Genomic DNA, 26,113 nt, shown 5'->3' with positions numbered 1-26,113 from the left:
CGACGCCCAACGTGCTACCCAGCAAAATTATTCTGATGAAGGGACTAGCGCCCAAATGTTTTGGAGCGGAAGCTCGGACCGAACACTCGCCGGCAATCGATCGTACACAGAGAATAGGGCTGTCAAGAGGTCCTCAGCGTCCCACAGGCGGACCTTAAAGTAGTCCTGCTTCGCCTCCGTCCGAACGCTTCCTTTGAAGCCGCCCCATGCAACCAGCATTCCTTGATCGGCGGCGCGGGAGTGGACCAGTCCGCGCAATGATCTGAACTCTTCGATCCCAGCTTGGCCCGTCTTGACTTGAACAACTACCCGGGGACTATCGAGTCCGATCGGTCCACGTCCCGCCAGGATGTCTACGCCCTGATCTGCCCCCGGCGGACTGAGCATTGTAATAAACCCGTGCCCTTTCAGAATGTCGCCAACAAGCCGAGCGAGGTCATGACCAGCGAAGTGAGCGCTGATGAACTGGCGGATTTGCTCACGTGCGACGGCCTCGACGTCTGGCGCCTCCTCGACGGCTGTGGCAACCGCTGCGCCATCGGCGGCCGAACTCAGCGCGGGTTTCGATTGCCGCTCTGTGGCGGCGAGGATCCTTTCCTCTGCACGTTCCCGCTGGACCCGTCCCACTGTTATGAACGCGCCAAACGAATAGAGCAGGTCCTGATCGAATGCGTCTCGTGGAACCTCAGTGTTTATCCATCGCACGGGTCGTACATGGTGTAGAGATTCCCCAAGGTCAACTCGGTACTGATAGTCGCCGTCGATCCGTCCGATCGCGACGGTGCCGGTCGTCTTTAGCGGAACTACCACGAGTTCGCCCTTCTCCATGCGGCGCACAAGTGACCAAAATTGGCCCACGTGGTTGGCGACCTGACTCTTCGTGGCGTCTGGGGTGAACTCTTCGAAGATCGCCCGAAGATCTTCGACTGACTGGACATCGGAAAGATCTGGAAGGTTGCCGCCTTTCCCGACCAACCTTTGAGCCAGGAAGCGTTCCTCAAACTCGCCTTGGGATCCACCCTTGACGATCCACACAGCCATGCAAGGACCCTCTCGTCGGCATCCGACTGTACGCCTGGCACACCGTCTAGCATGGCGTGAACCGTAAGTGCCGGCGAGCAGCACTATAACCGCAGTGCCAATACTCTTTGATACAAGCCGCAGCCCGGATGTAGGGCGCGCTAAGCGAATGATTCGAGCCGTTGACCGGGAGCCGAAGCCGCATCGAATTGACCTCCCCAGCGCGGTGGCAGCTGTTTTGCTGGATATCGGGCCCGTTGTCCCACAATGAAGCTCGTTTTATTGTCATCGCGCTACGTGACGCCACGCTTATGCCAGCCACACCGGGTTCGTCAGCGCGACCATCGCGCCGAGCGGGCGGCGCGCCGCCTCGCGGATCTCCAGCCGTGCAAAACGCGCCGAAGCGGCGTCGACTTCCCAGCGCAACATGGTCCGCGCCGGCCCGGTCACCGTCGCCCGGCCGACGCACCCCTCGGCGGTGATCAAACTGGCGGTGGTTCCGGCGGCCCCAGTGATCATCGCGGTGACGGCGACCGGCGCGTCGGGCGGCACCCGCAGCGTCTCACCGGGACCGGCGCCGCGGCCCGCACACGACGCGGTGAGTTCCACTGTGACAGCACGTGATCGCGCGATGTACGAACGGCCGCGGCGCAAACCCTCCACCAAAGCGGGCGCCGACAGCTCGCGCGCATGCACGACCGTCTGCGGCGAACCGACCGGCTGGCGATGGGCGTGCGAGTCGCTGCCGCCGACCGCCACCACCCGCCGGCCCTCACACAGCAGCCGCTGCCAAATGCGCAGCGACACTTCGTCGTCGAGATTCCACCGGCCGTTCCACACCTCGAGCCCGTCCACGTGCTCAAACCCGAACTCCCACAACGACCCCGGCACGGGCGCCGCGGGGTGCGCGGCGATCACCAGGCCGCCGGCCTCGCGAACCTCGCCGGCGAAGCGCGGGAACACCCCGTCGCGCGGCGCGTATCGCCAGTCGACCCAGCCATCGGGCGGCAGGCCGACGGCCAGCCAGTGCCCGTGCCGGGTGGTGACCTCCTCGCCGGGGATCACCAATAGCCCGCCGGCGCGGCAGGAAGGCCACTCCCGGTTGGCGGAGGTGGTGTTGTGGTCGGTGGAGACGATGAAGTCCAGCCCGCTTTCGTGCGCGGCCGCCACGAGTTCGCGCGGGTGGCGCTGGCCGTCGGAGTGCACGGTGTGCAGGTGCAGGTCCCCGCGGTACCAGCCGGCACGGCTGACGGGCGGGGCCGGATGTGCGATCAGGGGACCGCTGTCCGGGCCGGGCTGCCCGCGTTCCAGGGTGACGCGCGCCTCCCAGGCCATTCCCCAGGGGCTCAGCACCACCGGACCGAGGGCGACCGCCCACAGGCCCGGCTCGATACGGCCCGCCAGGTAACCCGGAGTGGCGTGGCCGGCGGAGATCACGAAGCCGTCGCGGGCCCCGCCCGACCATCCCCGGAATCCGGCCGCATTACCCAGGTCGTGGCCAGCAGGCCCAAACATGCCGAGATCCAACATGTTTCGGATCGGCCCGCCCACCGCGAAGCGGTCATGCGACGTGGTGACCCGGATTCGCTGCACGCCCAGCGGCACCTCGAACGGCAGGTACGCCCACCGGTCGATGCCGAAGCCGAAGCGGCCCGAAAACGACAGGTGAATCGCCTGGGCTTCGCGCTGCTCGGTCGCGATGCTCACAGCCGTCCTCCCCGATCGGTACGAACCCAGCATCCCGCACCCGGGAGCAATCACCCGTAACGTCGACGCGAACTCCCGCCATCGGGCCCCTGTCAATTGGATGATCAGTCATGATTGACGTATGAGCATCGATGACGAGCCGGTCACGACGCTGGACGACCTCAAAAGCGACTTGGCGGGCCGGCACAAATGGACGCCGAGCGGCGGCGCGGCCGTCGACCCCGCGATCGTCGACGCCGACATGGCGGCCCTCGACCGCGACGGCTACGTCATCTGGGAGAACCTACTCGGCGCCGACGAGTGCGAGCAGATCCGCGAAACGGTCGGCCCCATGCTCTCCCATACCGGGCGCAACTCCTTCGAGGGGCGGCGCACCCAGCGCATCTACAGCGTGCTGAGCCGGACGCGGGTGTGTGACCGGCTCGTCGATCATCCCCGGGTGCTGGCGGTGCTCGATCGCCTGCTGATGCCCAATTACCTGCTTTCGGCGTTGCAGGCCATCAACATCCAGCCCGGAGAGTCCCCACAGCTGCCCCACCACGACGACGGGTTCTACCCGATCCCGCGGCCGCGGGATCCTCTCGCCGCCGCCACGATCTGGGCGATCGACGACTTCACCGCCGACAACGGCGCCACGGTGGTGCTGCCCGGCAGTCATCGCTGGGGCAGGCGTCCGCCGGGGCCGGACGATCCCGCGGTGCCTGTCGTGATGCCGGCCGGCTCGTGCGTACTGTTCGTGGGGACCCTGTGGCACGGCGGCGGCGCCAACACGACCGCCGACGCGCGGCTGGCCATCACGGCGCAATACTGCCAACCGTGGCTGCGACCGATGGAGGCGTACACGCTCTCGATGCCGCGCGACGCCGCCCGCACGGTCTCCGACGACATTCAGCGCATGATCGGCTACAGCATCCACCCGCCGTTCGTCGGCAACGTCGACGGCCTGCATCCGCTGCGCTTGTTAGAGCAGCCGTGAGCGACCTGACGGCGCGGTTCGCCGAGATCGTCGGCTCGCACAACGTGCTGACCGGTGACGCCATCCCCGAGGACTATTGGCACGACGAGGTGTTGACGACGGCGCCGCAACGCCCGGCGTACGTCGCCAAACCGGCTACCGCGGAAGAGGTTTCGCAGCTTCTGAAAGCCGCCAGCGAAAACAAGGTCCCGGTGACCGCCCGCGGTTCGGGCAGCGGCCTGTCCGGCGCGGCGATCCCGCGCGCGGACGGGCTGGTGATCTCCTTCGAGCGGATGAACGCGGTCCTGGAGGTCGACACCACCAACCAGGTCGCCGTCGTCCAGCCCGGGGTGACGCTGACCGAGCTGGACGCCGCGACCATGGACGCCGGGCTGAACTACATGGTGCAGCCGGGCGAGCTGTCGTCGAGCGTCGGCGGCAACGTCGGCACCAACGCCGGCGGGATGCGCGCGGTCAAGTACGGCATCGCCCGCCACAACGTGCTCGGGCTGCAGGCGGTGCTGCCGACCGGCGAGATCATCCGCACCGGCGGCAAGATCGCCAAGGTGTCCACCGGCTACGACCTGACCCAGCTGATCGTCGGCTCCGAGGGCACCCTGGCCCTGGCCACCGAGGTGATCGTCAAGCTGTACCCGCGCCTCGAGCACGCCGCCACGGTGCTCGCCCCGTTCGCCGACTTCGACCAGGTGATGGAGGCGGTGCCCAGGGTCCTGGCGAGCGGGCTCGCGCCCTACATCCTCGAATACATCGACAACATGACGATGGCCGCGCTCGTCCACACCCAGAACCTGGAGCTCGGCGTCCCCGACCAGGTGCGCGACAGCTGCCAGGCGTATCTGGTTGTGGCCCTTGAGAACCGCACCGCCGAGCGGCTGGACGAGGACGTCGAACGGGCCGGCGAGCTGGTGGTCGAGCTGGGCGCCGTCGACGCCTATGTGCTGGAAGGGCTTTCGGCGCGCAAGCTGATCGAGGCGCGCGAGAAGGCGTTCTGGACGGCCAAGGCGATCGGCGCCGACGACATCATCGACACCGTGGTGCCGCGCTCCGCGATGCCGAAGTTCCTGGCCGGCGCGCGGGGCCTGGCGGCCGAGGCGGGCGGCGCGGCGGCGGGCTGCGGGCACGCCGGCGACGGCAACGTGCACCTGGCCATCATCTGCAAGGACCCGCAGAAAAAGAAGAAGCTGATGACCGACATCTTCGCGCTCGCAATGGAATTGGGCGGCGCGATCTCCGGCGAACACGGCCTCGGGCGCGCGAAGACCCCGTACTTCCTCCAGCTCGAAGACGCGGTCAAGGTCGACCTGATGCGCCGCATCAAGCAAAGCTTCGACCCGGCCGGCATCCTCAATCCTGACGTGCTGTTCGGCGAAACCTAAGTAGCCGAAGCGTATTCGAGCGCCGGCTCGGACGAGTCGACGTGACCGTTGCTGATGATCCGGAGCCGGTCCGGGCGCACCTCGTAGCGAACCCCGTTGTCGGGATTGGTCACGTCGAATCCGTCCGCGGAGCGCACCGCGTCGGTCAGCTCGATGTGGGCGCCGTCCCGTATCCGCTCGCCGCGGTAATAGAAACTGCCCGGCGCGCTTTGGCATACCACCGCGAGCGACTGCGCGGTTCGCACCACCGCCGCGGGCGGGTTGCCGGGCTCGCATCGGGCGGTGTGGCCGACGAAGCCCAGGCCGTCGGCGCCCTGGACGGGCTGGGACAGCGACGGCGTCTTCGTCGTCGACGGCGCCGGGGGCGCCCCCGATGCCGTCGAAGGGGGTGAACCGCCGCGGTTGCCGAACAAGATCACCATCGCCGCGATGACCGCCGCGACCACCAGCAGGATCGCCGCTCCCGCGGCCACGACGACGGGAGCCCGGCGCACAACCGGGTTGGCCGGCCGCGGGGGTCCCGGCGCGGGCGGCGGGTACGGGCTGTAACCGGTGTCGTCCGGGTTGGGGTAGACCGCCGTGAACGGCCGGGTGTGCGACGGCGACGGCGGCGGGGCCGAGCGGGTCTGCGGCGGCGGGGCCGACGGCGGCTGCCCGAAGGCCGCTCTGGCCAGTTCGCCCGCGGTCGCGAACCGCGCGGCCGGGTCCTTGGCCATGCCACGGGCGATGACGTCGTCGAACGCCTTGTCGATCCCCCGGCGCATGATGCTCGGCCGCGGCGGCGGCGAGAACAGATGCGCGCTGATCAGCTGCGAAATCTCCGCGCCCTCGAACGGGGCTTGACCGGTCAGGCACTCGTAGAGCACGCACGCCAGGGAGTAGACGTCGGTCTGCGGCGCAAGCGGCCCGCCGTTGAATCGTTCGGGCGCCATGTACGCACACGACCCGATCAACGGTCCGCCCGCCGTCACGCTGGGGTCGCCGTGTGCCCGGGCGAGCCCGAAGTCGACCAGGTACGCGAAGTCGTCGCGGGTGAGCAGCACGTTCTCGGGCTTGACGTCGCGGTGCACCAGCCCGTCGGCGTGGGCCGCATCGAGCGCGGCCGCCACCTGCGCCGCGATCGCCGCCGCCTGGCCGGGTTCGAGCGCGCCCCGCTCGCGCAGCAGGTCCTTCAGGCTGCCGCCGTCGACCAGGCGCATGTCGATGAAGAGCACCCCGTCGATCTCGCCGAAGTCGTGCACCGGGATGACGTGCGGTTCCTGCAGCCGCGCCGCCACCTGGGACTCCCGCCGGAAGCGCTGCTGAAAACCCGCGTCGGCGGCCAGCTCGGGGCGTAGCAGCTTGAGCGCGACCATCCGGCCCTTCCGCGTGTCGTAGGCCCGGTACACCTCGCCCATTCCGCCCGCGCCGATCAGCGATCGCAGGTCGTAGGGCCCGAACCGGGTGCCCGGGCGGGCGCGGCGGTACGCCGTAACCAATGGACGATCCTTTCGGTGCGTGGGACGGGCGGCCTGCACCAGGGTTCCCACATCGGGCGTGCGGATAACGGCGTGGCCAGGACCGCGCGGAATTGCGCCGGCTCACATGCCGAAGTGCGTGCGACGCACCGCCGCGACGGCCTCGGGCGGCCCGCTCACCTCGACCCGCGCGGCGGCCTGGCGTCCGAACAGGTACAACAGCAGCTCACCCGGCGGCCCGCTGAGAAGCGCCGTGGGTGAACCCGGCCGGACCGTCGCCCGCTCGCCGGTCGCGGCCCACTCGACCTCGAGCCCGCACCCGCGCAGCCGCCGGCTGAGGAAGCGGCCGCCGCGGCGAACGTTTCGCCATAACCCGGCATCCATGGCGGGTGTCAAACTGCGCGGCCCGAGCCCGTTGGCCCTGCGCACGTCCTCCTGATGGACGAAGCACTCGTTGAGGTTCGCCATGTCACGCACCCATCCGATGCGGAAGAAACCGACGGGCGGGCCGGACCGGATCCGCGCGACCAGCCCCGCAAAGTCCGAACGCCCGGCCAACCGAGCCCTGCGCCGCTCGGCGAACCGTTCGAAGGGCCCTGGCAGGACCATGCAGGGGCCGGCGACGAAGTCGTGCTCCCGCAACACCAGGTGGGCTGCCAGATCGTGGGCGGTCCAGCCGTCGAGCAGCGTGGGAACGGACGGGCCTAGCTCGTCGAAAACGTCGCAGAGCTCCACGCGCTCTTGGGCATCCAACCGAACACCAGCCACAGATGAAGGCTATCCGCTTACCGAACGAGATGGCCGAAAAACCTTGAGCGGGGTTGCCCCGCATTGGAACATGAAAACCGGGGTGCCTGACATGATGCGTCGCCGGCTCCGGACAGCGGCTCCGTCCCAAGCGAGGACGGCGGACCCAATTCGTCTCAAATCCACCTGAGGAGGCATTGATGTCTTTTGTGATCACACAGCCCGAAGCGATGACCTACGCGGCGGGCAAGTTGCAAACGCTGGGCTCGGCGATCGCCGCCGAGAGCGCGGCCGCGGCGGCCCCGACCACCGGTGTGGTTCCGGCGGCCGCCGACGAGGTATCGGCTTTGCAGGCAACGATTTTCGCGGCATACGGCAGCCTGTACCAGTCGATCAACGACCAAGCCACGGCCATTCACGAGCTGTTCGTCAACACCCTGGGGGCCAGCTCCGGTGCGTACACGACCACCGAGTCCCTCAACTCGGTGGCCACCGCTTCGCCCTTCTCGCAACAGATCTCGGGCCTCTTCGGCGCCGCCGCTAACGCGGCGCAAGCCGAGTCGCCACCCGGCAGCGCCCTCGCCAACATCGTCGACATCGGGTTCGGTAACTGGGGCTCCGCCACATCGGACCTGCTCGGCATGACCGGCGGGGGCATCCTTCCCGCCGCCAACGAGACCGGCGAAATCGCCGCCGTCACACCGGCCGGCGCCGACGGAACAGTCCTGACGGGGGCACCGGCGCCGACGGCCCCGGCTGGCCTGGGCGCCCTTCCCGCAGCGCCCGGCCTGGGCCAAGCGCTGCCACCCAGCTGGACCGCGGACACGGGGCCGGCGAGCCCCGGCGCGGTGACGACCGCGGGCTGGACCGCCCCCGTGCCCCAAAGCGCGCCCGCGACAACCGTGCCGGCCGCCGTCCCCGCGGTGGCGACGGCCGGGAAGGCCGCCGGATTGGGCGCGCCGCGCTACGGCGTCAAACCCACCGTGATGGCCCGCCCGACGGGCGTCTAGGAAGGGATGAGCAATGGATTTCGGAGCGCTACCCCCAGAGATCAACTCCGCACGCATGTACGCCGGCCCGGGCACGGCGCCGATGATGGCCGCCGCGGCGGCCTGGAATAGCCTGGCGGCCGAATTGGCTTCCACGGCAGCTGGATACGAGTCGGCCATCACCGAGCTCACCGGCGAGTGGCAGGGGCCTGCGTCGGCGTCGATGCTCGCGGCGGTCCAGCCGTACGTCGCGTGGCTGAACGTCACCGCCGGGCACGCCCAGCGCGCGGCGTCGCAGGCCACGGCATCCGCGGCCGCCTTCGAGACGGCGTTCGCCGCGACGGTGCCGCCGCCGGTGATCGCCGCCAACAGAGCCCAGTTGGCGGCGCTCGTCGCAACCAACTTCCTGGGCGTCAACACGCCGGCGATCATGGCGACCGAGGCCCACTACGCCGCGATGTGGGCCCAGGACGCCGCGGCGATGTACGGCTACGCGGCGGCGTCGGCGATCGCCGGGATCTTGAACCCGTTGACGCCCCCGGCGCCGGCGGCCAGCCCGGCCGCCGAGGCCGGGCTGATGCAGGCCATCTCCAGCTTGCCCAATGCCGTTGCCGCACTGGCCTCCCCGGCCGCAGCGGTACCGGCCCAGGCGACGCCCATCCTCGGCTACCCGATCGTGGCCAACAGCATCAACGGGCTGGTGAACAGCATCTCTTGGTGGGTGATGAACACCATCCCGAACTCGGTGTTGCTCAGCCGCACCATCAACGCGGCCCCCGCGACCGCACTCGCAACCACCAGCGCGCCCGCGATAGCGGTAACACCGGCCGCCACCACCGGCTTCGGTGGGACGCCGGTGCTGGCGGGTTTGGGTCAGGCGTCCACGGTCGGGGGCCTGTCGGTGCCGGCCAGCTGGCCCGCCGCCGCGCGGGCGGCGAGCCCCACCGCCTCGGCCGGCTCGGGCTGGGCCGTCACCCCGGAGGAAGCCACCCCGATGACGGCGGTGCCGGCCGGGATGCCGATGGCCATGGCCGGGACATCCCAAGGCTTCGGCGGCCCGCGCTACGGGTTCAAACCCACCGTGATGCCCAAAACCGTCCTCGCCTAACGCGGGTCACGGGGGCGTCGCTCTGAGTTGGATCGGGTTGGTTTCGGTGTATCCCGCCGGTTGACCGCAGGCCGCCTGCGTGTAGACCTGCTGATCCGTGCCGGCCAGGGTATTCGGATCCCACATGATGTGGGCGTTCGCGGCGTAGGGAACCCGCACGCCGTCCGCGCACCGCACGTTGTCGAACATGTCGAGCACCCATCGGCCGTCGACCAATTGCGCCCGGCTGATTCCATTCCCGGCCTTGATGTCGATGCATCCCTCGCCGCAGGGGTTGACGTTCCAATCGGTCACATAATTGTGGCCGGCCTTGGTCTCCGTGAAGACGTAATGGCCCATCATCTCCGGGGCGCCTGACGCGGGCGGCGCCACTGGGCCGACAGCCACGATGGCGACCAGGACCGCGACCGGGGCAATCGCGTGCGTGAGGTCCATGTACCGGTTTTACTCCCTTTTCCACCTCGTAAGGTGGCCGTATGCAGAAAGCTCGGCTCGTTCACCACCTGCGGCAAATCGCATCGCTGGTGGTCACGGCGGTCACCGCCGCGTCCACCCTCAACGCGTATCGGCCGCTGGCGCGCACCGGATACCCGTCGCTGTTCTCGTGGATGTTCGGCCTGGTGGTCACCGAATTGCCGCTGCAGACCATGGCCAGCCAGCTCGGCGGGCTGGCGCTGACGGCCCGCCGCCTGAACCGGCCGGTGCGGATCCTCGCGTGGATCACGGCGACCATCTCGGCGCTGGGCCTGCTCAACTTCAGCCGCGCCGGTCACCAGGCCAACGTGCCGCTCACCAAGGCGCTCGACGACGCCCTGGGACCCTCCAGGCGCACCGACTCCGAGGGCCTGTGGCGGCGGCCCACCGGCGCCGGGAGCGCCAAGGCGCCCGGCCTGCTGCGCATGATGCGGATCTACCGCGACTACGCCCACGACTCCGACATCAGCTACGGCGAATTCGGCCGCGCCAACCACCTGGACATCTGGCGACGCCCCGACCTCGACCCACATGGCAAGGCGCCGGTGCTCTTCCAGATCCCCGGCGGCGCCTGGACGACGGGAAACAAACGCGGACAAGCGCATCCGCTGATGAGTCACCTCGCGGAACTCGGCTGGATCTGCGTGGCGATCAACTACCGGCACAGCCCGCGCAACACCTGGCCCGCCCACATCGTCGACGTCAAGCGGGCCCTGGCCTGGGTGAAACAACACATCGCCGGCTACGGCGGCGACCCGGACTTCGTCGCCATCACCGGCGGTTCGGCCGGCGGCCACCTCTCGGCGCTGGCGGCGCTGACGCCCAACGACCCGCAGTTTCAGCCGGGCTTCGAAGACGCCGACACGAGAGTGCAGGCGGCGGTGCCGTTTTACGGCATCTACGACTTCACCCGGCTCGACGACTCGCTGCACGCGATGATGCCCGGCCTGTTGATCAAATCGATCATCAAGCAGCGGCCCTCGACGCACCTGCAGACATATGTCGCCGCGTCGCCGATCCATCACGTCAACGCCGACGCTCCCCCGTTTTTCGTGCTGCACGGCCAAAACGATTCGCTGGCCTTCGTCGAGCAGGCGCGCGCCTTCACCACCAAACTGCACGAAGTCAGCAACCAGCCCGTCGCATACGCCGAATTGCCGTTGACCCAGCACGCTTTCGACATCTTCGGCTCGGCCCGCGCGGCGCATGCCGCCGTCGCCGTCGAGCAGTTCCTGGCAGAGGTGTACACCGCGCAGCTGAAGGCCAACGTGGCCTAACCGAGCACCCGGTCCACCACGCCGGCGATCATCGCCTCCGGGTCCTGTTCAATGCCGACCGCGCCCAGCTCGCCGCCGATGGCCAGCGAGGCGACGCCGTGCACCAGCGCCCACAGCGGCGCGGCAACCACACGCGGATCCTGACCGTCGACGAGCCCCGCGATCGCGTCGAGCAGGTCGCCGAACGCCCGGTCCGCGGCGACCGCCAGGGCCGGATGGTCGGCCTTGGAGATTTCCGACCCGAACATCACCCGGTAGTGATCCGGATGCGCGACGGCCCAGCGCACGTAGGCGCGGCCGAGTTCGATTACCCGCGCCTTCGGGTCGGAGGCGCCGTAGGCGGCCGCGAGCAGCGCCGCGTGCAGGTCGGCGAAGCCTTGTTCGGCGACGGTGGCCAGCAGCTCGGCCTTGTCGGCGAAGTGCCGGTACGGGGCCGCGGCGCTGACGCCGGCCCGCCGCGCCGCCTCGGTCAGCGTGAACCCCTTGGGCCCCTTCTCGGCCACCAGCGACAGCGCGGCGCTGGTCAGCGCCCGTTTCAGGTCGCCGTGGTGGTAGCTCTCCCGCCGCGCCGCGGTCGTTTTCGGTGCCATGTTGACGACATTAACATTCCGTACTATGTTAATGCTATTCACATTCCGCCACATCTCACCAAGGGACCGGACTCATGACCACCACGACTACCCGCCGCACCGGCGACATCGACCGGCAGAAGACGGCCGCGCGCCTCGGCCAGGCGCTGGCGCAGGGCTACCTGGCGCTGCCCGAGTACGACCAGCGCGTGCAGGCGGCGTTCCAAGCGCAGACCACCGGCGAGCTCAAGCAGCTCGTCGCCGACCTGCCGCTCGAGCGCATCCGCCGGGCCGACCCGCGCCACCGCGCTGCCAAGGCCGCCGCGGCCCGCAACGGCGTGCGCATCCACGTCGCCGCCTTCCTCGCCGTGAATGTCGCCGTTCTCAGCACCTGGGCCGCCACCGGCGTAACGTACTTCTGGCCGATCTGGCCCATCCTCGGTACGGCGGTCGGGCTCGTCAGCCACGCCCTTGCCGTCCGCCCGCTCACGAAAACGGGGTTCTAGCAATGTCTATCGCAGTCATCACCGGAGCGAGCTCCGGGCTGGGCGCCATCTTCGCCGACCAACTCGCCCAACGCGGGCACAGCCTGGTGCTCGCCGGGCGTGACGAAACCCGACTCAAGGCGGTGGCGCACCGAATCAACCAGAACGCCGAACTGGTCGTCGGCGACCTCGGCACCGATGAAGGCATCGACGACCTCATCGCCCACCTCGGCGACCGGGACGTCGACGTGCTCGTCAACAACGCCGGGTTCGGCACCTACGGCCCATTCGCGGAGGTCGACGCCCGGCGCGAGCACGAGCTGGTCGCCGTCAACGTCGACGCGCTGGTGCGGCTGACCCACGCGGTGCTTCCGGGCATGCTGGCCCGCGGGCGGGGCGGCATCCTGAATGTGGCCTCCACCATCGCATTTCAGCCCGGCCCCTACCAGGCAACGTACGGAGCCTCTAAGGCGTTCGTGCTGTCGCTGAGCCAGGCGCTCTGGGCCGAGACCCGCGGCACCGGGGTCACCGTGACGGCGCTGTGCCCCGGGCCCACCCGCACCGGGTTCGTCGACGCGCTGGGAGAAGACGTCTCGCACACCGCGATCTATCGGCGCCTCGCCGCGCCCGAACCCGTCGTCGCCGCCGGGCTGAGAGCCCTCGACCGCGGCAAAGCCGTCGTCGTATCCGGGTGGCGCAACCGGTTCACGTCCACATTCGCTCGCCTCGCGCCCGGTTGGCTGTCGGCGCGCGTCGCGGGGCGGATGCTGCGGCCCGCCAACGCCTAGCCCAGTATCGGGAAGCGCCGCTTGCGCGCCAGCTCGTCGAGACCCTTTTGCATCAGCCCGCGCACGAGCGCGTCGAGGTGCTCGACGTCGGGGCCCTCGCCGAATTCGTCGGCGATGTGGATCGGCTTCAGCACCTCGGTGACGATCTTGGTGGGCAGCGGCACGTTGACCGGCGCCAGCACGCTCAGCCCGAACGGCCACCCGAAAGTGATTGGCAGGATGTCGGTTCGGAAGAACTTGCGCTCGAACTTGGTGAGCCGTAGCAGACGCGACAGCCACGCGCCGCGGCTCAGGTACAGCTGGCCTTCCTGGCCGCCGATGGACACCGCGGGCACGATCGGCACCCCGGCCTCGATCGCCGTGGTCACGTAGCCGGTGCGCCCACCGAAGTCGATGACGTTCTCCCGCATGCTCGGCCGGTAGACGTCGAAGTCCCCGCCCGGAAAGACCAACACGACCGCCCCGGACGCCAATGCCTTCGCGGCGTTGTCGCGCGTCGCGCGGATCACCCCGGTGCGGTTGAGGAATTCACCGGCCGGTCCGGCAAATATGGTGTCGAACCCCAGCGCAAACAGCGGCCGCTCGTAGCCGTAGGTGTCGTAATAGTCGACGGCGAACACCGACAGGTCGAACGACGTGAAGCCGCCGGAATGGTTCGACACCACCAGCGACGCGCCGGGCGGGAGGTTGTCCAGCCCGCGGACTTCGGAACGGAAATAGCGCTTGACGATGGGCCGACTCAGCGCGACGACGTGCTCGGTCAGGCCTCGATCCCATTTGTCGACGTCGCTCATGCCCCGATTTTCAGCCGCCTCCCCAGCGGCCAATAGGGCATTTGGTCAGCTAAGGCTTGGGACGAACGCCCGCCGCGCGATAGACGAACACCGGCTCCACCCGAAACCGCAGCGCCGTCGTCGGCAACTTTTCCAACACGTCGTCGGGGATCTTCTTTTTGTAATTCAGCCTCATCGAGCCGGAAAAGGCGGGATCGACTCCGTGCAAGTCGATTTCGATCTGCAGGCCCTTGTCTGTGATGGTCGCCCGCGCCGGACCCTGGTCGGTGTCCCACGAGCAATCGATGGAGCGCAGCTTGGCGTCGCCGCGCGCGGGAAAGGTCGCGACGATCCGCGCCGCGCTGAAGCCGAACCCGCCGCTGTAGCGCGAAACGCCCGACGCCGAATGGACGCCGGGCACGTGGCCGCTGAAGTGCCGGACCACGCCGACCTTGCCGGCGGTGAAGATCACCCCCTCGGCCTCGAGTTCTTCGCGCAGCTCTGGTGGCAGCTTCCCGATCTCGGACCAATTGCGAAGAAAGCCAAACACACCCAGACCGTAGCCTGACGCGCCGCCCGCGCGCAGCGTTTACTGCACCGTCACGTTCGCGGTGTAAACGCACACCGGTTGCGGGTTCTTGCCCACGATGCTCGCGTACGCGGTGGTGATCGTCGTCTTCCCCGGTTTCAGCGCCGTGAACGTCCACACCTGCGTGCCCGGCGCCCCCAGCGCGTCGGAGGAGGGATGCACGAACTCGTGGCTGGTTTGTTTGACGACCGTCGAATCGCCGATCTTCGTGTCGATCGCCCACCGGTAGGGAGTGGAGTAATTGGAGCCCAGCTTCACCGTCAGCGTGTTGCCGACCGCCAGCGTGACGTTCTGCGTGATGGCACCCTGCCTCAGCACGTCGTCCATGGGGACCTCGAGGGTCTGGCTGTTCGGCGGGTTCCTGGACCCGAAATGGCACCCCGCCAAGATCGCCGAAACGAGCATCGCGACGGTCACCAAAAGCCTGATCTTCACGACAGTCATCGCCCCCATTATGGCTTGCGGCCTGGAAGAGGTTCGCGACGAGCCCGCCACCACCGCGAATGTCAGGAACCACGCCCCGGGCGACGCGGCAAGTAGGCGCGGATCGCGTCGCGGTACGGCAGCCGGCCCGCACCGAGCTGTTCGCGGAGGTACTGCTCGAAGGTGATCGTGCCGGCCGCGTGGCCGGGGGCGAGCAGGCCGCCGGCGCGGATCCCACCAAAGACCTTGCCGGGCAGGCGGATCGGCACAATGGGCCGGCGCTTGCCGGCGACCGCCTGGTAGCTGCGGGCGAGGTCGTCGAGCGGACGCGCCTGCGGGCCGCCGAAGTCCGGCGCCCGCCCGACCGGCTCGCCGAGCGCCAACTGGGCCAGCCGCCCACCCACGTCGCGCACGTCGACCGGTTGGAACCTCAGCCCCGCCGGCAGCGCCATGATCGGCGGTTTCGCGAGCATGCGCAGGAGGAACGCGATCAGATCGTGAAACTGGGTGGCCCGCAGCACCGTCCAGGGCAGCCCCGACTCGGCGATCGCGCGCTCGTTGGCGAGCATGGTCCGGTACAGGGCGAACGGGATGCGGTCGATGCCGACGATGGAGACGTATACCAGGTGCGGCGAGCCCGCCCGTTTCGCCGCCGCCACCAGGTGCTCGGTGGGATAGACGCAGTGCACGATCGTCTCGACGCCGTCCAGCGCCGCGTCGAGCCCGGCGCCGCTGCCCACGTCGCCCACGACGTGCTCGACGTCGGCGCGCTGGTGCGGGCGCCGTCCGCGGCTCAGAACGCGCACGCCGGCACCCGCGGCCGTCAGCCGGTCGACGACGACGCGACCCACGGTGCCCGTGCCGCCAGTGATCAGTACTCGGTTCGCCATACCCTTATGGACCGCGCAGCCCCGCCGGATGTGACAGCTGCCCGGCAAGAAACCGCAATTTGTCCGGATTCGCCTGGATGCGCAGGGCCGCGATCTGCTCGCCCACGATCTCGAAGCACATCACACCGGCGAGCCGGTCGCCGTCGAAGGCCATCAGCGCGGGCTCGCCGTTGACCTCGGCGACGTCCAGCCGCAGCCGCGCCCGCGGCACCACCTTGCCGAAGACGGCCGCCAGGTAGCGCGCCGCCCGGTCGCGGCCCGAGATCGGGCGGCGCGCGGCCGCCACCTTGCCGCCGCCGTCCGCGGTGGAGGTCACGTTGGCGGTCAACAGCTCGACGAGTCCACCCACGTCGCCGGAGCGGGCGGCGTCGAGGAATCGGTCGACGAGGCGCCGCCATTGCGCCCGGTCGGCTTCAACCCGCCGCCGGGGTTCGCCGAGTCGCTGCCGCGCGCGCCGATTCAGTTGGCGGGCGTTGGCTTCCGACGTTTGCAGGATCTCGGCGATCTCAAAGTGGCTGTAGGCGAACGCTTCTCGCAGGACGAACGCCGCACGCTCGGTGGGGTTGAGCCGCTCCATCAGGCCCAGCAGCGCGATCGACACCGACTCGCGTTGCTCCGCGGTCTCGAGAGGGCCGAGCGCGCGGTCTTCGGTGAGGACCGGCTCCGGCAGCCAGGGGCCGGGGTACACCTCGCGCCGGGCCCGCGCCGACGTGAGTCGGTTCAAACACAGGTTGGTGACGGCCCTGGTCAGCCACGCCGGCAGCGACTCGATCGCCTCGGTATCCGCCCCGTGCAGTCGCAGGTAGGCATCCTGCACCGCGTCTTCGGCCTCGCTCGCCGACCCGAGCATCCGGTACGCCAACCAGAACAGGCGCGGACGCTGGGACTCGAACGCCTCCGCGAGATCGCTCACCCTCCCAGACTGCCATGCCAGTGTCTACGATCCGCAGATGACGATCTTGGCGGCGCGACTGCTCCTGGCGGGAATGTTCGCGGTCGCCGCGCTGACGAAGCTGTCGGATCGCGGCGGCGCGCGTCGGGCGATGACGGCATTCGGAGTGCCAAGGGCGGCTGCGGCATTCGCGGGACCGGCGCTGATCGCGAGCGAATTCGGCATCGCGGCGCTCCTGGTGGCCGAGCCGCGCACGGGCGCGGGGGCCGCGTTGCTCGCCCTCACGGGATTCAGCGTCGCCGCGCTGGTCAGCCTCGCCCGCGGCCGCGCGGTCGAGTGCCACTGCTTTGGCCGGTTTTCCTCCGCCCCGCTGGGCTGGCCGACGCTGGCCAGGAACGGATGCTTCGCGGCGCTGGCCGCGTCCGTCGCCCTGGGCGGTCGCTTCGGTTGGGCGCCAACGGCGTTCGCGGCGACCATGCTCATCCTGTGGCTCGGGCCCGGCGCGCGCCGGCGCTGGAACTCACGCAACGGCGGCGCGGCCGCGTTGGAGCTGCCCGACCGGGCGGGCCGCGTCTGGACCCTCGACGAGCTGCAGCACAACCGCCGGCCGCTCGTCCTGGTCTTCAGCCAACCCGGCTGCGGCGCGTGCGACGCGCTGCTTCCCGAGGTGGCCCGCTGGCAAGACGACCTGAGCGGGCACGTGACCGTCGCCCTGATCAACGGCGGCCCCGCCGGCCACCGCGTGCCGCTCGAGCTCGTCGACGAGTCGCGGGCCTCGTTTGCGGCCTACGGCATCACCGCCACGCCGAGCGCGGTGCTCATCGACGGGGGCCGCAGGGTGGACGCGGCTCGCGGCGCGGGCGCCATCGCCGAGCTCGTCGACCGCGCGGCGCAGCGGCCCGGGCTGACCCGGCGCGGCCTGCTGCGGGGAGCATCGGTGGGCTTGCTTCCCGCCGTCGCGGCCACCGCGGCCGCCTGTGATGGGGGCCGCAAAACCAGCCTGCCGAGCAACATCGACGCCTTCGAGGTCGACGGCGCCTGGTTGTGCAACCAAACCTTCGCACTGTGCACCACCGCGCCGTGCGTGCCGTCGAAAACCGACCCGGGCATCTCGGTGTGCGACTGCGTCGTCGTCAACGGTTACTCGGTCGGATTCCGGAACTGCAGCGACCGCGCCCAGTCGGGCAACAAGGTGCGCTCGGCGTTCTCCACGGTCAACGTGAACGCGAATTTCGGTGTGCTGACCTGCCCGTCGGGGGTGCCGTGGGCCAACTGCCTCGACGTCGAGTGCGAGATCGATCCGACCAATCCCGCCGTGTCCAAGTGCCAATGCCTGACGGTCACGACCGGCGAGTCGCGGACCTTTGCCGGCGGCTGCGAGACCGCCACCTGCACGTCGACCATCTGGTCGGCCGCCACTCCGGACCTGCCGGCGACGGCCCAATACCGCAAGGGGATGAACCAGATCGGTCAGCCAGTTAACTTTCCGAGGACCTGTCCCGGGTCGCATCCCTAGCTCGGCGGTTTGGGGCGCGCGTTTGCTGAACGTCGGGTGGCTTCTGTGCATGTTTGGCATCATCCGGCCGTGCCGTAATCGGCTCGGGGGCGAGCTGGCGGCGGCCTGGCGGGCCCAATTGTGCGGGTTGTGCCTGGCGCTGCGCGACGACTACGGCCAACTCGCGCGGATCGCCACCAACTACGACGGGTTGGTGGTCTCCCTGCTGGTCGAGGCGCAGTCGGGGGGGCGGCCGACCCGCCGCAACGCCGGGCGCTGCCCGCTGCGCGGGATGCGGCGCGCCGACGTGGCCACCGGAGATTGCGTGCGGCTGGCGGCGGTGGTGTCGCTGGCGCTGGCCGCCGCGCGGGTGCGCGACCACCTCGACGACCGCGACGGCATCGTCGGCGCGGCCGGAGTGCGGCCCGCGGCGCGCCGCATCGCCGAGCGCTGGGTGCGCCAGGGCACCGACACCGGCCGCACCCTGAGCTTCGACACCGGCGTGCTCGTCGCCGCGATGGACCGCCAGGCCGCGCTCGAAGCGGCCGCGGTGCCGGGCAGCCCCCTGCTGCTGGTGACCGAGCCCACCGAGACCGCGGTCGCCGAGGCCTTCGCCCACACCGCCGTGCTGGCCGGCCGCCCCGACAACGCCGCGCCCCTGCGCGAGGTCGGGCAGCTGTTCGGCCGGGTGGCGCACCTGCTCGACGCGGTCGAGGACTACCGCGACGACGTGGCGCGCGGGAAGTGGAACCCGTTGGCGGCCACCGCAACTCCCGTCGAAGCGGTGCGCACCCTGTGCGACGACGCCGTCTTGGGCATCGAGTTGGCGTTGGCCGACGTCGAGTTCACCGACGGGCGCCTGGCCCACCGGTTGCTGACCGGCGAGGTGCGCCGCGCGGTGAAACGCACGTTCGCCCAGACCGGTTTCACCGCGCAAAGCGGGACGCCGCGCGGCCAGCAGGAGCCGATCAACTTCGGCGGCCAGCCCGGCCCGGGTGCGCCCGCGGACGAGGGCGAGACCCCCGATCCCGGGAAGCGCAAGAAGGGCGGCGACGGCACGGGCCGCTGGTGCTGCTGCGAGGGCTGCGAGTGCTGCGACGACTGCTGCTGCGATTGTTAGACCTCGTGGCCCACCCACATGATTCCGAAATCTGATAGCGCCCGCGCTATCCGTTTGAAGTTCACCTGCCCTTCCCCTGAAGGTGCCCATGGGACGGATGTGACTTAAGCCCCAAGCCGCGCAAGTCGTACCCGTCCGGCAGGATGGGCAGGTGTTTGGCCTCGTCCTGATCGTCGCGCTCGTCTCCACCGTCATCGTGGGGACGGTCATCGGCCGGCGCTACCGCGTGGGTCCCCCGGTGCTGCTCATCTCGCTCGGCGCGCTGCTCGGCCTGATCCCGAGTTTCGCTCACGTGCACGTCGACGGCGAGGTCGTGCTGCTGTTGTTCCTGCCCGCAATCCTCTACTGGGAGGGCATGAACACCAGCTTCCGCGAGATCCGCGCCAACGCGCGCGTCATCGTCCTGCTCAGCATCGCCCTGGTGATCGCCACCGCGGCGGCGGTGTCGTGGACGGCGCGATCGCTGGGCATGGACCCCCACGCGGCGGGCGTCCTGGGCGCCGTGCTGTCCCCCACCGACGCCGCCGCCGTGGCCGGCCTGGCGAAAAAGCTGCCGCGCCGGCAGCTGACCGTGCTGAAGGCCGAGAGCCTCATCAACGACGGCACCGCCCTGGTGCTGTTCGCCGGCAGTGTCACGGTGGCCATCGGCGGGTCCGCCATCAGCCCGCTCGAAGTGAGCGGCCGGTTCGTCCTCTCCTACCTCGGCGGCATCGCCGCCGGCCTGCTGGTCGGCGGGTTGGTGGTGCTGGCGCGCAAGCGAATCGACGCGCCGCAAGAGGAAGGCGCCATGAGCCTGCTGACGCCGTTCGCGGCGTTTCTGCTGGCCCAGGCGTTCGATTGCAGCGGCGTGGTCGCGGTCATGGTGGCGGCGCTGGTCCTGGCCTACGCCGGGCCGTTGGTGATCCGGGCCCGTTCCCGCCTGGCGGCCTTCGGATTCTGGGACATCGCGACCTTCCTGCTCAACGGCTCGCTGTGGGTGTTCGTCGGCGTGCAGATCCCGGGCGCGCTGCACGGCATCGCCCACGTCGACGGAGGCCTTCGCCACGCCGCCTACATCGCCCTGGCCGTCACCGGCGTGGTGATCGTTTCGCGCATCGTGTGGGGCGAGATCACCACCGGCCTGATTCGCCTCATCGACCGCCGGCCGGCTCAGCGTGAGCGCCGCGCCCCCTGGCGTCAGCGTTTCGTGATCGCCTGGGCGGGATTCCGCGGGGCCGTGTCGCTCGCCGCGGCGCTGGCCGTCCCGGCCACCACACTGAACGGCACGCCCTTCCCCGACCGCAACCTGATCATCTTCATCGTCACCTTCGTCATCCTGGTGACCGTCCTCGTTCAAGGGATCACGCTGCCGGCCGTCGTCCGGTGGGCCAAGATGCCCGACGATCTCACCTACGTCCAGGAGTTGGAACTGGCTCGATGCCGGGGCAGCCAAGCCGCCCTCGCCGCGCTGCCGACCGTCGCCGACGAGGTCGGCATCAGCGACGAACTGCGGCGACGGCTGGAAAAGGAATACGAAGAAAAGGCCGCGCTCACGCTGGCGACCGAGGGCGGTTCGGCGAACAGCCATCTCATCAATAAGAAGGAGAAGGTGCGACAGGTGCGCCTGGGCGTGCTCGAGCACAAGCGGCGCGAAATCACCGCCATGCGTAACCAGAACCTCATCGACGACATCGTGCTGCGCGAGTTGCAAAACGAGATGGACCTCGAGGAAGTGCAACTCCTCGACGCTGCCGACGACGAGTAGGGCGACCGGTGTTGCAGACGGTCGCCATCCGCGGGTATCGCTCGCTGCGGGAGGTGATCGCGCCGCTGGGGCGGCTGTCGATCGTCACCGGGGCCAACGGCGCCGGCAAGTCATCGCTGTACCGCGCGCTGCGGCTGCTGGCCGACTGCGGCCGTGGCGAGGTGATCGGCTCGCTGGCCCGCGAGGGCGGGCTGCAGTCGGTGCTGTGGGCGGGCCCCGAGCAGCTCGGCGGCGCCCGTCGCACCGGCAGGGCCCAGGGCACGGTGCGCACCCGGCCCGTGTCGCTCGAAATGGGTTTCGCGGCAGACGATTTCGGCTATCTCGTCGACCTCGGAATCCCGCAGATGGCGGGGATCAAGTCCGCCTTCGCGCGCGATCCCGAGATCAAGCGGGAGGCGGTGTTCGCCGGCCCGGTGCTGCGTGCCGGCACGACACTGGTGCGCCGGACCCGGGATTTCGCCGAGGTGAGCGCGGAATCGGGCCGGGGCTTCGAGGAGTTGAGCCGGTCCCTGCCGTCGTATCGCAGCGTGCTGGCCGAGTACGCCCATCCGCACGCGCTACCCGAATTGGCCGCCGTGCGTGAGCGATTGCGCGGCTGGCGCTTCTACGACGCCTTTCGCGTCGATCCGGGCGCGCCCGCGCGGCAGCCGCAGGTCGGCACCCGCACGCCGGTGCTTTCCGACGACGGCCACGACCTGGCCGCCGCGATCCAGACCATCATCGAGGCGGGCTTCGACGACCTGGCCCGCACCGTCGCCGACGCCTTCGACGGTGCCACGGTCTCGGTCGCCGAGCATGATGGAGTGTTCGACCTGCAGCTAAAACAGCGGGGCATGCTGCGCCCGCTGCGGGCTGCCGAATTGTCCGACGGCACACTGCGATTCCTGCTCTGGGCCGCCGCGTTGCTCAGCCCGCAAGCGCCGTCGCTGATGGTGCTCAACGAGCCCGAAACCTCCCTGCACCCAGACCTGGTGCGCCCGCTCGCGTCGCTGATCCGCACCGCCGCCGCCCAGACCCAGGTCGTCGTCGTCACCCATTCCCGCGCGCTGCTGGCAGCCGCGGGCGACGACACGGTGGAGATCGAGCTGTACAAGGAGTGGGGCGAGACCCGCATCGCCGGGCAGGACCTGCTGACGACGCCGCGCTGGGACTGGGGCAAACGCTAATCCGCGCGAGGCCGCACCATCGCCGTTGAGTGTGCGCCGAGGGCTTTTGGTGTGAGCTCACGGCGCCGTTTGTCGGCGTGTCGTCGACGTGGCCTCACAGTCAAAGATTGCCTGCCAGGCAATCTTGCCCGCCGTGCACGTTTGGCGTAGGTTGGTGCCCATGCCCGACCAACCGACCGGACTGCGCGAGCGCAAGAAGGCCGACACCCGGCGCGCGCTCAGCGACGCCGCGCTGAACCTGGCTTTCGAGCGCGGGCTGGATAACGTGACTCGCGACGAGATCGCCAGCCTGGCCGGGGTGTCGCTGCGCACCTTCAACAACTACTTCAGCGGCAAGTACGAGGCGCTGGCCTACCGGCAGACCGAGCGGATGCGCCGCGGTATCGCGGCACTTCGCGAGCGCCCCGCCGACGAACCGCTGTGGACGGCGCTCGAGCACGCGGTGCTCGAACCGCTGGAAGAGGATTTCGGCGATTTCTACGGTGACGAGAATCAAGTGCCGAGCCACGGAGAGCTCATCGAGGTGCGAAGGCTGCTGATGAACCCGCAGGTGCGAAACGCCTTGCCGCAGCGGCTTTTCGACGAGTGGCTCGAGGTGATCGCCGAGCGCACCGGCACCGACCCGGAGCACGACCTGTACCCGCGACTGGTGGTGGCCGTCGTGCGCGCGGTCGGCGACGCGGCGGCCGAGGCGTACGTGCGGGCCGACCCGCCGGTCGCCATCACCGACCTGATCCGCGACTGCTTCGCCGCCGTCCGCGCGGGACTGCCGGAACCCAAGGATGTAAAACCATGGCTTTGAACAAAGACCAAGAACGCGCCGACATCGTCATCGCCGGCGCCGGACCCAACGGGCTGATGCTGGCCTGCGAGCTGGCGCTGGCCGGCGTCAGGCCCGTCGTGCTGGACGGCTTGCCCGGACCCAGCTCGGAGCCCAAGGCCAACGGCCTTGTCGGACAGGTGGTTCGGATGCTCGACATGCGCGGCCTCTACCAGGAGTTCACCGGCGACCCCAATCCCCCGCAACCCGTCTACGGGTGGATCTTCGCGGCCATGACGCTGAACTTCCTCGGCGTGCCCGACAACCCGATGTACGCGCTGCCCATCCAGCAACCCCGGGTGGTGCGGCTGCTGGAGAAGCGGGCGCGCGACCTCGGAGTGGACCTGCGCTGGGGGCACGAGCTCACCGGTCTGCGGCAGGAGCCGAATTCCGTTGAGCTGACGGTGTCCTCACCGGAGCGCGAGTACCGCATCGCCGCCGGGTATCTCGTGGGCGCCGACGGCGGGCGCAGCCTGGTCCGCAAAACCGTGGGCATCGACTTCCCCGGCTATACGTCGCGTACCGTCGGGCGGCTGGCCCACGTGCACATCCCCGACGGGCTCCGCCGCGCCGACGGCGGCATCGACGTGCCCGGGTTCGGCCGGATTGCGTTCGGCCACACGCGGTTGGATCGCGGTGGGCTGATCTACGCTGAGTTCGAACCCGGCCGCTCGCTGTTCGGCACCATCGAGTTCGGGCCGCCGGTCGAGGACACACCGATGAGCCTGGCCGAGCTGCGCGAGAGCGCGCGTCGCGTCCTCGGCGTCGATCTACCGTTCGAGGAACCGAAAGGCCCGGGGCCGCACGCCCTGCGCCGGATCAACGGGCAGAACACGCGCCACGCGGAGCACTACCGCGACGGGCGGGTCCTGTTGCTCGGCGACGCCGCCCACGTCCACAGCGCCATGGGCGGCCCCGGCCTCAACCTGGGACTGCAGGACGCCATGAACCTGGGCTGGAAGCTCGCGGCCCATCTCAACGGCTGGGCGCCCGCGGGATTGCTCGATACCTACGAGTCCGAGCGTCACCCCGTGGGTGAGCGCGTCATGATGCACTCGCTGTCGCAGACCGCCCTGATGGCGCCGGGCCCGGAAGTCGGCGCGCTCCGAACGCTCATGGGCGAACTGTTTGCCCTTCCCGACGTCGCCCGGCACATGGCGAAACTGCTGGCCGGCAATGACGTCCGGTACGACGTCGGCGACGACCACCCGCTGTCCGGCCGGCCCGTGCCCCCGCTAACCCTCGCCGACGGCCGGCGAGTCGAAGAACTGCTGCACGACGCGCGCCCGGTCCTGCTCGATTTCGGCGGCGGCGCAGGCGCCACCGCGCGCGGGTGGGCCGATCGGGTCGAGGTCGTCGAAGCGACCACAGGCGAGCGGCCCGCCGCGGCGCTGCTGCTCCGGCCAGACGGCTACGTCGCCTGGGCGGCCGACGCGTTCGGGGCGGATGAGGAGGCGCGGCTGCGCGCCGCGCTGCGGCGCTGGTTCGGACCCGAGTCGAGCGGATAGCCGCGCCAGCGACCAGACTGGGCGGCATGGCCCCCACGAATCCCGGTACACCGGTGCGCAGCGCGCAGAAGATCGTTGACGTCCTGTCCGCGCAGGGCGTCGAGTACATCTTCGGCGTGCCCGGAGCCAAGATCGACGCCGTCTACGACGCCCTTGTCGACGGCGGCCTAAAGCTGGTGGTGTGCCGGCACGAACAAAATGCGGCGTTCATGGCCGGGGCGATCGGCCGGCTCACCGGCAACCCGGGGGTCGTGCTGGTGACGTCCGGTCCCGGCACCACCAACCTGGCGACGGGCCTGCTCACCGCGACCACCGAACAGGATCCGGTGGTCGCGCTGTGTGGCGCGGTTCGCCGCGAGGACCGGCTCAAGCGCACCCACCAGTCGATGGACGCCGCCGCGATGCTGCGCACGGTCACCAAGTTCACCGGCGAGATCAACGACCCGGACAATGCCGTCGAGGCGACCATCGGTGCCTTTCGCGCCGCGGCCAGCGAGCCGCGCGGGGCCGCCGCCGTCGTGCTGCCCGCCGACGTGCTGGCCGCCCCCACGACTGAGGGCATCACGGCCCGCCTCCCGATCCCGCCTCTGGGCGCCGCCCCGCCGCACGCCGTCACCCGGGCGGCCGAACTGATCCGCGCCGCGCAACGGCCGGCGCTGCTGGTCGGGATCCGCGGCGCCGACCCGGACGGCTGCGCGGCGCTGCGCGCCCTGGTCGCCGCGACCGGGCTGCCCGTCGTGGAGACCTTTCAGGCCGCGGGGGTGATCTCCCGCACCCTCGAGGATCACTTCCTGGGCCGGGTGGGCCTGTTCCGCAACCAGCCCGGCGACGTCATCCTCGGCCACGCCGATGTGCTCGTCACCATCGGCTACGACTCCGTCGAATACGACCCGGTGCAGTGGAACAACGACCCCCAGCTGGAGGGGCGCACCATCATCCACCTCGACTCGGTGCCCGCCGACATCGACAACCACTATCAGCCGACGCTGGAGCTGCTCGGCAACGTCGCGGCCACCGTCGCCGACCTGACCGGCAACCTGGCCGGCCTCACGCTCAGCGCCGAGTACCGTGGCCAGATCGACACCCAGCGAAAAGCGTTGGCCGACATCGACAACGCCGCGCGCGACGACGTGCCGAGCGGGCCCGGGCTGAATCCCGTCGCGGTCGTGCTGCGCCTGCGTGAGGAACTCGACGACACCGCCACGATCGCCTGCGACATCGGCTCGGTCTACATCTACATGGCGCGCCACTTCCGAGTCTACGAACCCAGGCGCCTGCTGTTTTCCAACGGTCAACAGACCCTGGGGGTCGCCCTGCCCTGGGCGATGGCCGCCTGCCTGCTGCGGCCCGGCACCCCCGTCGTGTCGGTGTCCGGGGACGGCGGATTCCTGTTCTCCGCCCAGGAACTGTCGACCGCGGCCCATCTGGGCCTGACGTTCACCCACATCATCTTTCGGGACAACACCTACGACATGGTCGGCTTCCAGGAGGTCCTGAAATACGGGCGCAAGTCCGGCGTGCAACTCGCCGACTACGACATCGTCAGCTACGCGGCGGCTTTCGGCGCCCGCGGTTACCGGGTCACGACCTTGGACGAGTTCGGCGCCACCCTGCGCCAGGCGCTGGCCGAGGAAGGTCCTACCCTGATCGACGTCCCGGTGGACTACAGCCGCAACACCGAGCTCGCCGGGCATCTGCACGACGACCCCTTCGAGTGAGA

25 protein-coding genes are annotated in these 26,113 nt (G+C 69.7%); 14 read left to right on the top strand and 11 right to left on the bottom strand.

What is annotated here, in order from left to right; genetic code table 11:
- Positions 1–27 precede the first annotated feature (27 nt).
- Positions 28–1,041, bottom strand: a complete 1,014-nt coding sequence (locus tag MTAB308_RS27425; RefSeq protein ID WP_077103923.1) for a restriction endonuclease — start codon at positions 1,039–1,041, stop codon at positions 28–30.
- A gap of 288 nt (positions 1,042–1,329) precedes the next feature.
- Positions 1,330–2,727, bottom strand: a complete 1,398-nt coding sequence (locus tag MTAB308_RS27420; protein WP_077103921.1) for a CehA/McbA family metallohydrolase — start codon at positions 2,725–2,727, stop codon at positions 1,330–1,332.
- Between the two features lie 121 nt (positions 2,728–2,848).
- Between MTAB308_RS27420 and MTAB308_RS27415 the strand changes: the two genes are divergently transcribed.
- Positions 2,849–3,703 carry a phytanoyl-CoA dioxygenase family protein gene (locus tag MTAB308_RS27415; RefSeq protein WP_077103919.1) on the top strand — a complete coding sequence of 285 codons (855 nt, stop codon included), beginning with the start codon at positions 2,849–2,851 and terminating at the stop codon, positions 3,701–3,703.
- Entirely contained in the window at positions 3,700–5,079 is a 1,380-nt protein-coding gene (locus MTAB308_RS27410; RefSeq protein WP_077103917.1) for an FAD-binding oxidoreductase, read from the top strand. Before MTAB308_RS27415 ends, MTAB308_RS27410 begins: the two co-directional genes overlap by 4 nt.
- On the opposite strand, the gene MTAB308_RS27405 is transcribed toward MTAB308_RS27410, so the two are convergent.
- Entirely contained in the window at positions 5,076–6,557 is a 1,482-nt protein-coding gene (locus tag MTAB308_RS27405; RefSeq protein WP_077103915.1) for a serine/threonine-protein kinase, read from the bottom strand. The genes MTAB308_RS27410 and MTAB308_RS27405 overlap by 4 nt on opposite strands.
- A gap of 102 nt (positions 6,558–6,659) precedes the next feature.
- On the bottom strand, positions 6,660–7,304 hold the full coding sequence (locus MTAB308_RS27400; protein WP_077103913.1) for a TIGR03085 family metal-binding protein: 645 nt from the start codon (positions 7,302–7,304) through the stop codon (positions 6,660–6,662).
- A 179-nt stretch (positions 7,305–7,483) separates the two neighbouring features.
- Here MTAB308_RS27400 and MTAB308_RS27395 point away from each other — a divergent pair, with 179 nt between their 5' ends.
- Both MTAB308_RS27395 and MTAB308_RS27390 read left to right on the top strand, forming a co-directional pair.
- Entirely contained in the window at positions 7,484–8,293 is an 810-nt protein-coding gene (locus tag MTAB308_RS27395; RefSeq protein WP_077103911.1) for a PE family protein, read from the top strand.
- A gap of 13 nt (positions 8,294–8,306) precedes the next feature.
- The gene (locus tag MTAB308_RS27390) at positions 8,307–9,380 is read left to right on the top strand and encodes a PPE family protein (RefSeq protein WP_077103909.1); all 1,074 of its coding nucleotides are present in this window, start codon (positions 8,307–8,309) and stop codon (positions 9,378–9,380) included.
- A 6-nt stretch (positions 9,381–9,386) separates the two neighbouring features.
- On the opposite strand, the gene MTAB308_RS27385 is transcribed toward MTAB308_RS27390, so the two are convergent.
- A complete protein-coding gene (locus MTAB308_RS27385) occupies positions 9,387–9,815 on the bottom strand; it encodes a hypothetical protein (protein WP_077103907.1) in 429 nt (142 codons plus the stop codon).
- A 41-nt stretch (positions 9,816–9,856) separates the two neighbouring features.
- Here MTAB308_RS27385 and MTAB308_RS27380 point away from each other — a divergent pair, with 41 nt between their 5' ends.
- Positions 9,857–11,131 carry an alpha/beta hydrolase gene (locus MTAB308_RS27380; protein WP_077103905.1) on the top strand — a complete coding sequence of 425 codons (1,275 nt, stop codon included), beginning with the start codon at positions 9,857–9,859 and terminating at the stop codon, positions 11,129–11,131.
- Here MTAB308_RS27380 and MTAB308_RS27375 read toward each other — a convergent pair.
- A complete protein-coding gene (locus MTAB308_RS27375) occupies positions 11,128–11,721 on the bottom strand; it encodes a TetR/AcrR family transcriptional regulator (RefSeq protein ID WP_077103903.1) in 594 nt (197 codons plus the stop codon). The genes MTAB308_RS27380 and MTAB308_RS27375 overlap by 4 nt on opposite strands.
- A gap of 74 nt (positions 11,722–11,795) precedes the next feature.
- On the opposite strand from MTAB308_RS27375, the gene MTAB308_RS27370 reads away from it, so the two are divergent.
- Complete coding sequence (locus tag MTAB308_RS27370; RefSeq protein ID WP_077103901.1) at positions 11,796–12,206, top strand: DUF1707 domain-containing protein; 411 nt, start codon at positions 11,796–11,798, stop codon at positions 12,204–12,206.
- A 2-nt stretch (positions 12,207–12,208) separates the two neighbouring features.
- Positions 12,209–12,973 (top strand): SDR family NAD(P)-dependent oxidoreductase, encoded by a 765-nt coding sequence (locus tag MTAB308_RS27365; protein ID WP_077103899.1) that lies wholly within the window; start codon positions 12,209–12,211, stop codon positions 12,971–12,973.
- Here the strand turns inward: MTAB308_RS27365 and MTAB308_RS27360 are convergent.
- The 5 genes from MTAB308_RS27360 to MTAB308_RS27340 all read right to left on the bottom strand — a co-directional run bounded on the left by MTAB308_RS27360 (position 12,970) and on the right by MTAB308_RS27340 (position 16,561).
- Positions 12,970–13,767 (bottom strand): lysophospholipid acyltransferase family protein, encoded by a 798-nt coding sequence (locus MTAB308_RS27360; RefSeq protein ID WP_077103897.1) that lies wholly within the window; start codon positions 13,765–13,767, stop codon positions 12,970–12,972. The two genes, MTAB308_RS27365 and MTAB308_RS27360, sit on opposite strands and share 4 nt — an antisense overlap.
- Before the next feature lie 49 nt (positions 13,768–13,816).
- On the bottom strand, positions 13,817–14,296 hold the full coding sequence (locus MTAB308_RS27355; RefSeq protein ID WP_077103895.1) for a hypothetical protein: 480 nt from the start codon (positions 14,294–14,296) through the stop codon (positions 13,817–13,819).
- A 39-nt stretch (positions 14,297–14,335) separates the two neighbouring features.
- Positions 14,336–14,770 (bottom strand): protease inhibitor I42 family protein, encoded by a 435-nt coding sequence (locus MTAB308_RS27350; RefSeq protein ID WP_077104878.1) that lies wholly within the window; start codon positions 14,768–14,770, stop codon positions 14,336–14,338.
- 71 nt (positions 14,771–14,841) lie between these two features.
- Complete coding sequence (locus MTAB308_RS27345; protein ID WP_077103893.1) at positions 14,842–15,648, bottom strand: SDR family oxidoreductase; 807 nt, start codon at positions 15,646–15,648, stop codon at positions 14,842–14,844.
- A 4-nt stretch (positions 15,649–15,652) separates the two neighbouring features.
- Positions 15,653–16,561 (bottom strand): RNA polymerase sigma-70 factor, encoded by a 909-nt coding sequence (locus tag MTAB308_RS27340; protein ID WP_077103891.1) that lies wholly within the window; start codon positions 16,559–16,561, stop codon positions 15,653–15,655.
- Between the two features lie 37 nt (positions 16,562–16,598).
- Here MTAB308_RS27340 and MTAB308_RS27335 point away from each other — a divergent pair, with 37 nt between their 5' ends.
- The 7 genes from MTAB308_RS27335 (at position 16,599) to alsS (ending at position 26,111) form a co-directional block, all read left to right on the top strand.
- Positions 16,599–18,056: a MauE/DoxX family redox-associated membrane protein gene (locus MTAB308_RS27335; protein WP_077103889.1), complete on the top strand. Its 1,458-nt coding sequence runs from the start codon at positions 16,599–16,601 to the stop codon at positions 18,054–18,056.
- Between the two features lie 49 nt (positions 18,057–18,105).
- The gene (locus MTAB308_RS27330) at positions 18,106–19,155 is read left to right on the top strand and encodes a DUF5685 family protein (protein ID WP_077103887.1); all 1,050 of its coding nucleotides are present in this window, start codon (positions 18,106–18,108) and stop codon (positions 19,153–19,155) included.
- Positions 19,156–19,306: 151 nt separating this feature from the next.
- Positions 19,307–20,899: a Na+/H+ antiporter gene (locus MTAB308_RS27325; protein ID WP_077103884.1), complete on the top strand. Its 1,593-nt coding sequence runs from the start codon at positions 19,307–19,309 to the stop codon at positions 20,897–20,899.
- 8 nt (positions 20,900–20,907) lie between these two features.
- Complete coding sequence (locus MTAB308_RS27320; protein ID WP_077103882.1) at positions 20,908–22,065, top strand: AAA family ATPase; 1,158 nt, start codon at positions 20,908–20,910, stop codon at positions 22,063–22,065.
- A gap of 160 nt (positions 22,066–22,225) precedes the next feature.
- Complete coding sequence (locus MTAB308_RS27315; protein WP_077103880.1) at positions 22,226–22,867, top strand: TetR/AcrR family transcriptional regulator; 642 nt, start codon at positions 22,226–22,228, stop codon at positions 22,865–22,867.
- Positions 22,858–24,393 (top strand): FAD-dependent monooxygenase, encoded by a 1,536-nt coding sequence (locus MTAB308_RS27310; RefSeq protein ID WP_077103878.1) that lies wholly within the window; start codon positions 22,858–22,860, stop codon positions 24,391–24,393. Before MTAB308_RS27315 ends, MTAB308_RS27310 begins: the two co-directional genes overlap by 10 nt.
- Positions 24,394–24,419: 26 nt before the next feature.
- On the top strand, positions 24,420–26,111 hold the full coding sequence (gene alsS / locus MTAB308_RS27305) for an acetolactate synthase AlsS (protein ID WP_077103876.1): 1,692 nt from the start codon (positions 24,420–24,422) through the stop codon (positions 26,109–26,111).
- The last annotated feature ends 2 nt before the right edge of the window (positions 26,112–26,113 follow it).

Source organism: Mycobacterium terramassiliense (assembly GCF_900157385.1).
GTDB lineage: Bacteria > Actinomycetota > Actinomycetes > Mycobacteriales > Mycobacteriaceae > Mycobacterium > Mycobacterium terramassiliense.
The sequence above is the reverse complement of the archived record's forward strand: the minus strand, read 5'-3'. Positions and strand labels throughout refer to the sequence as shown.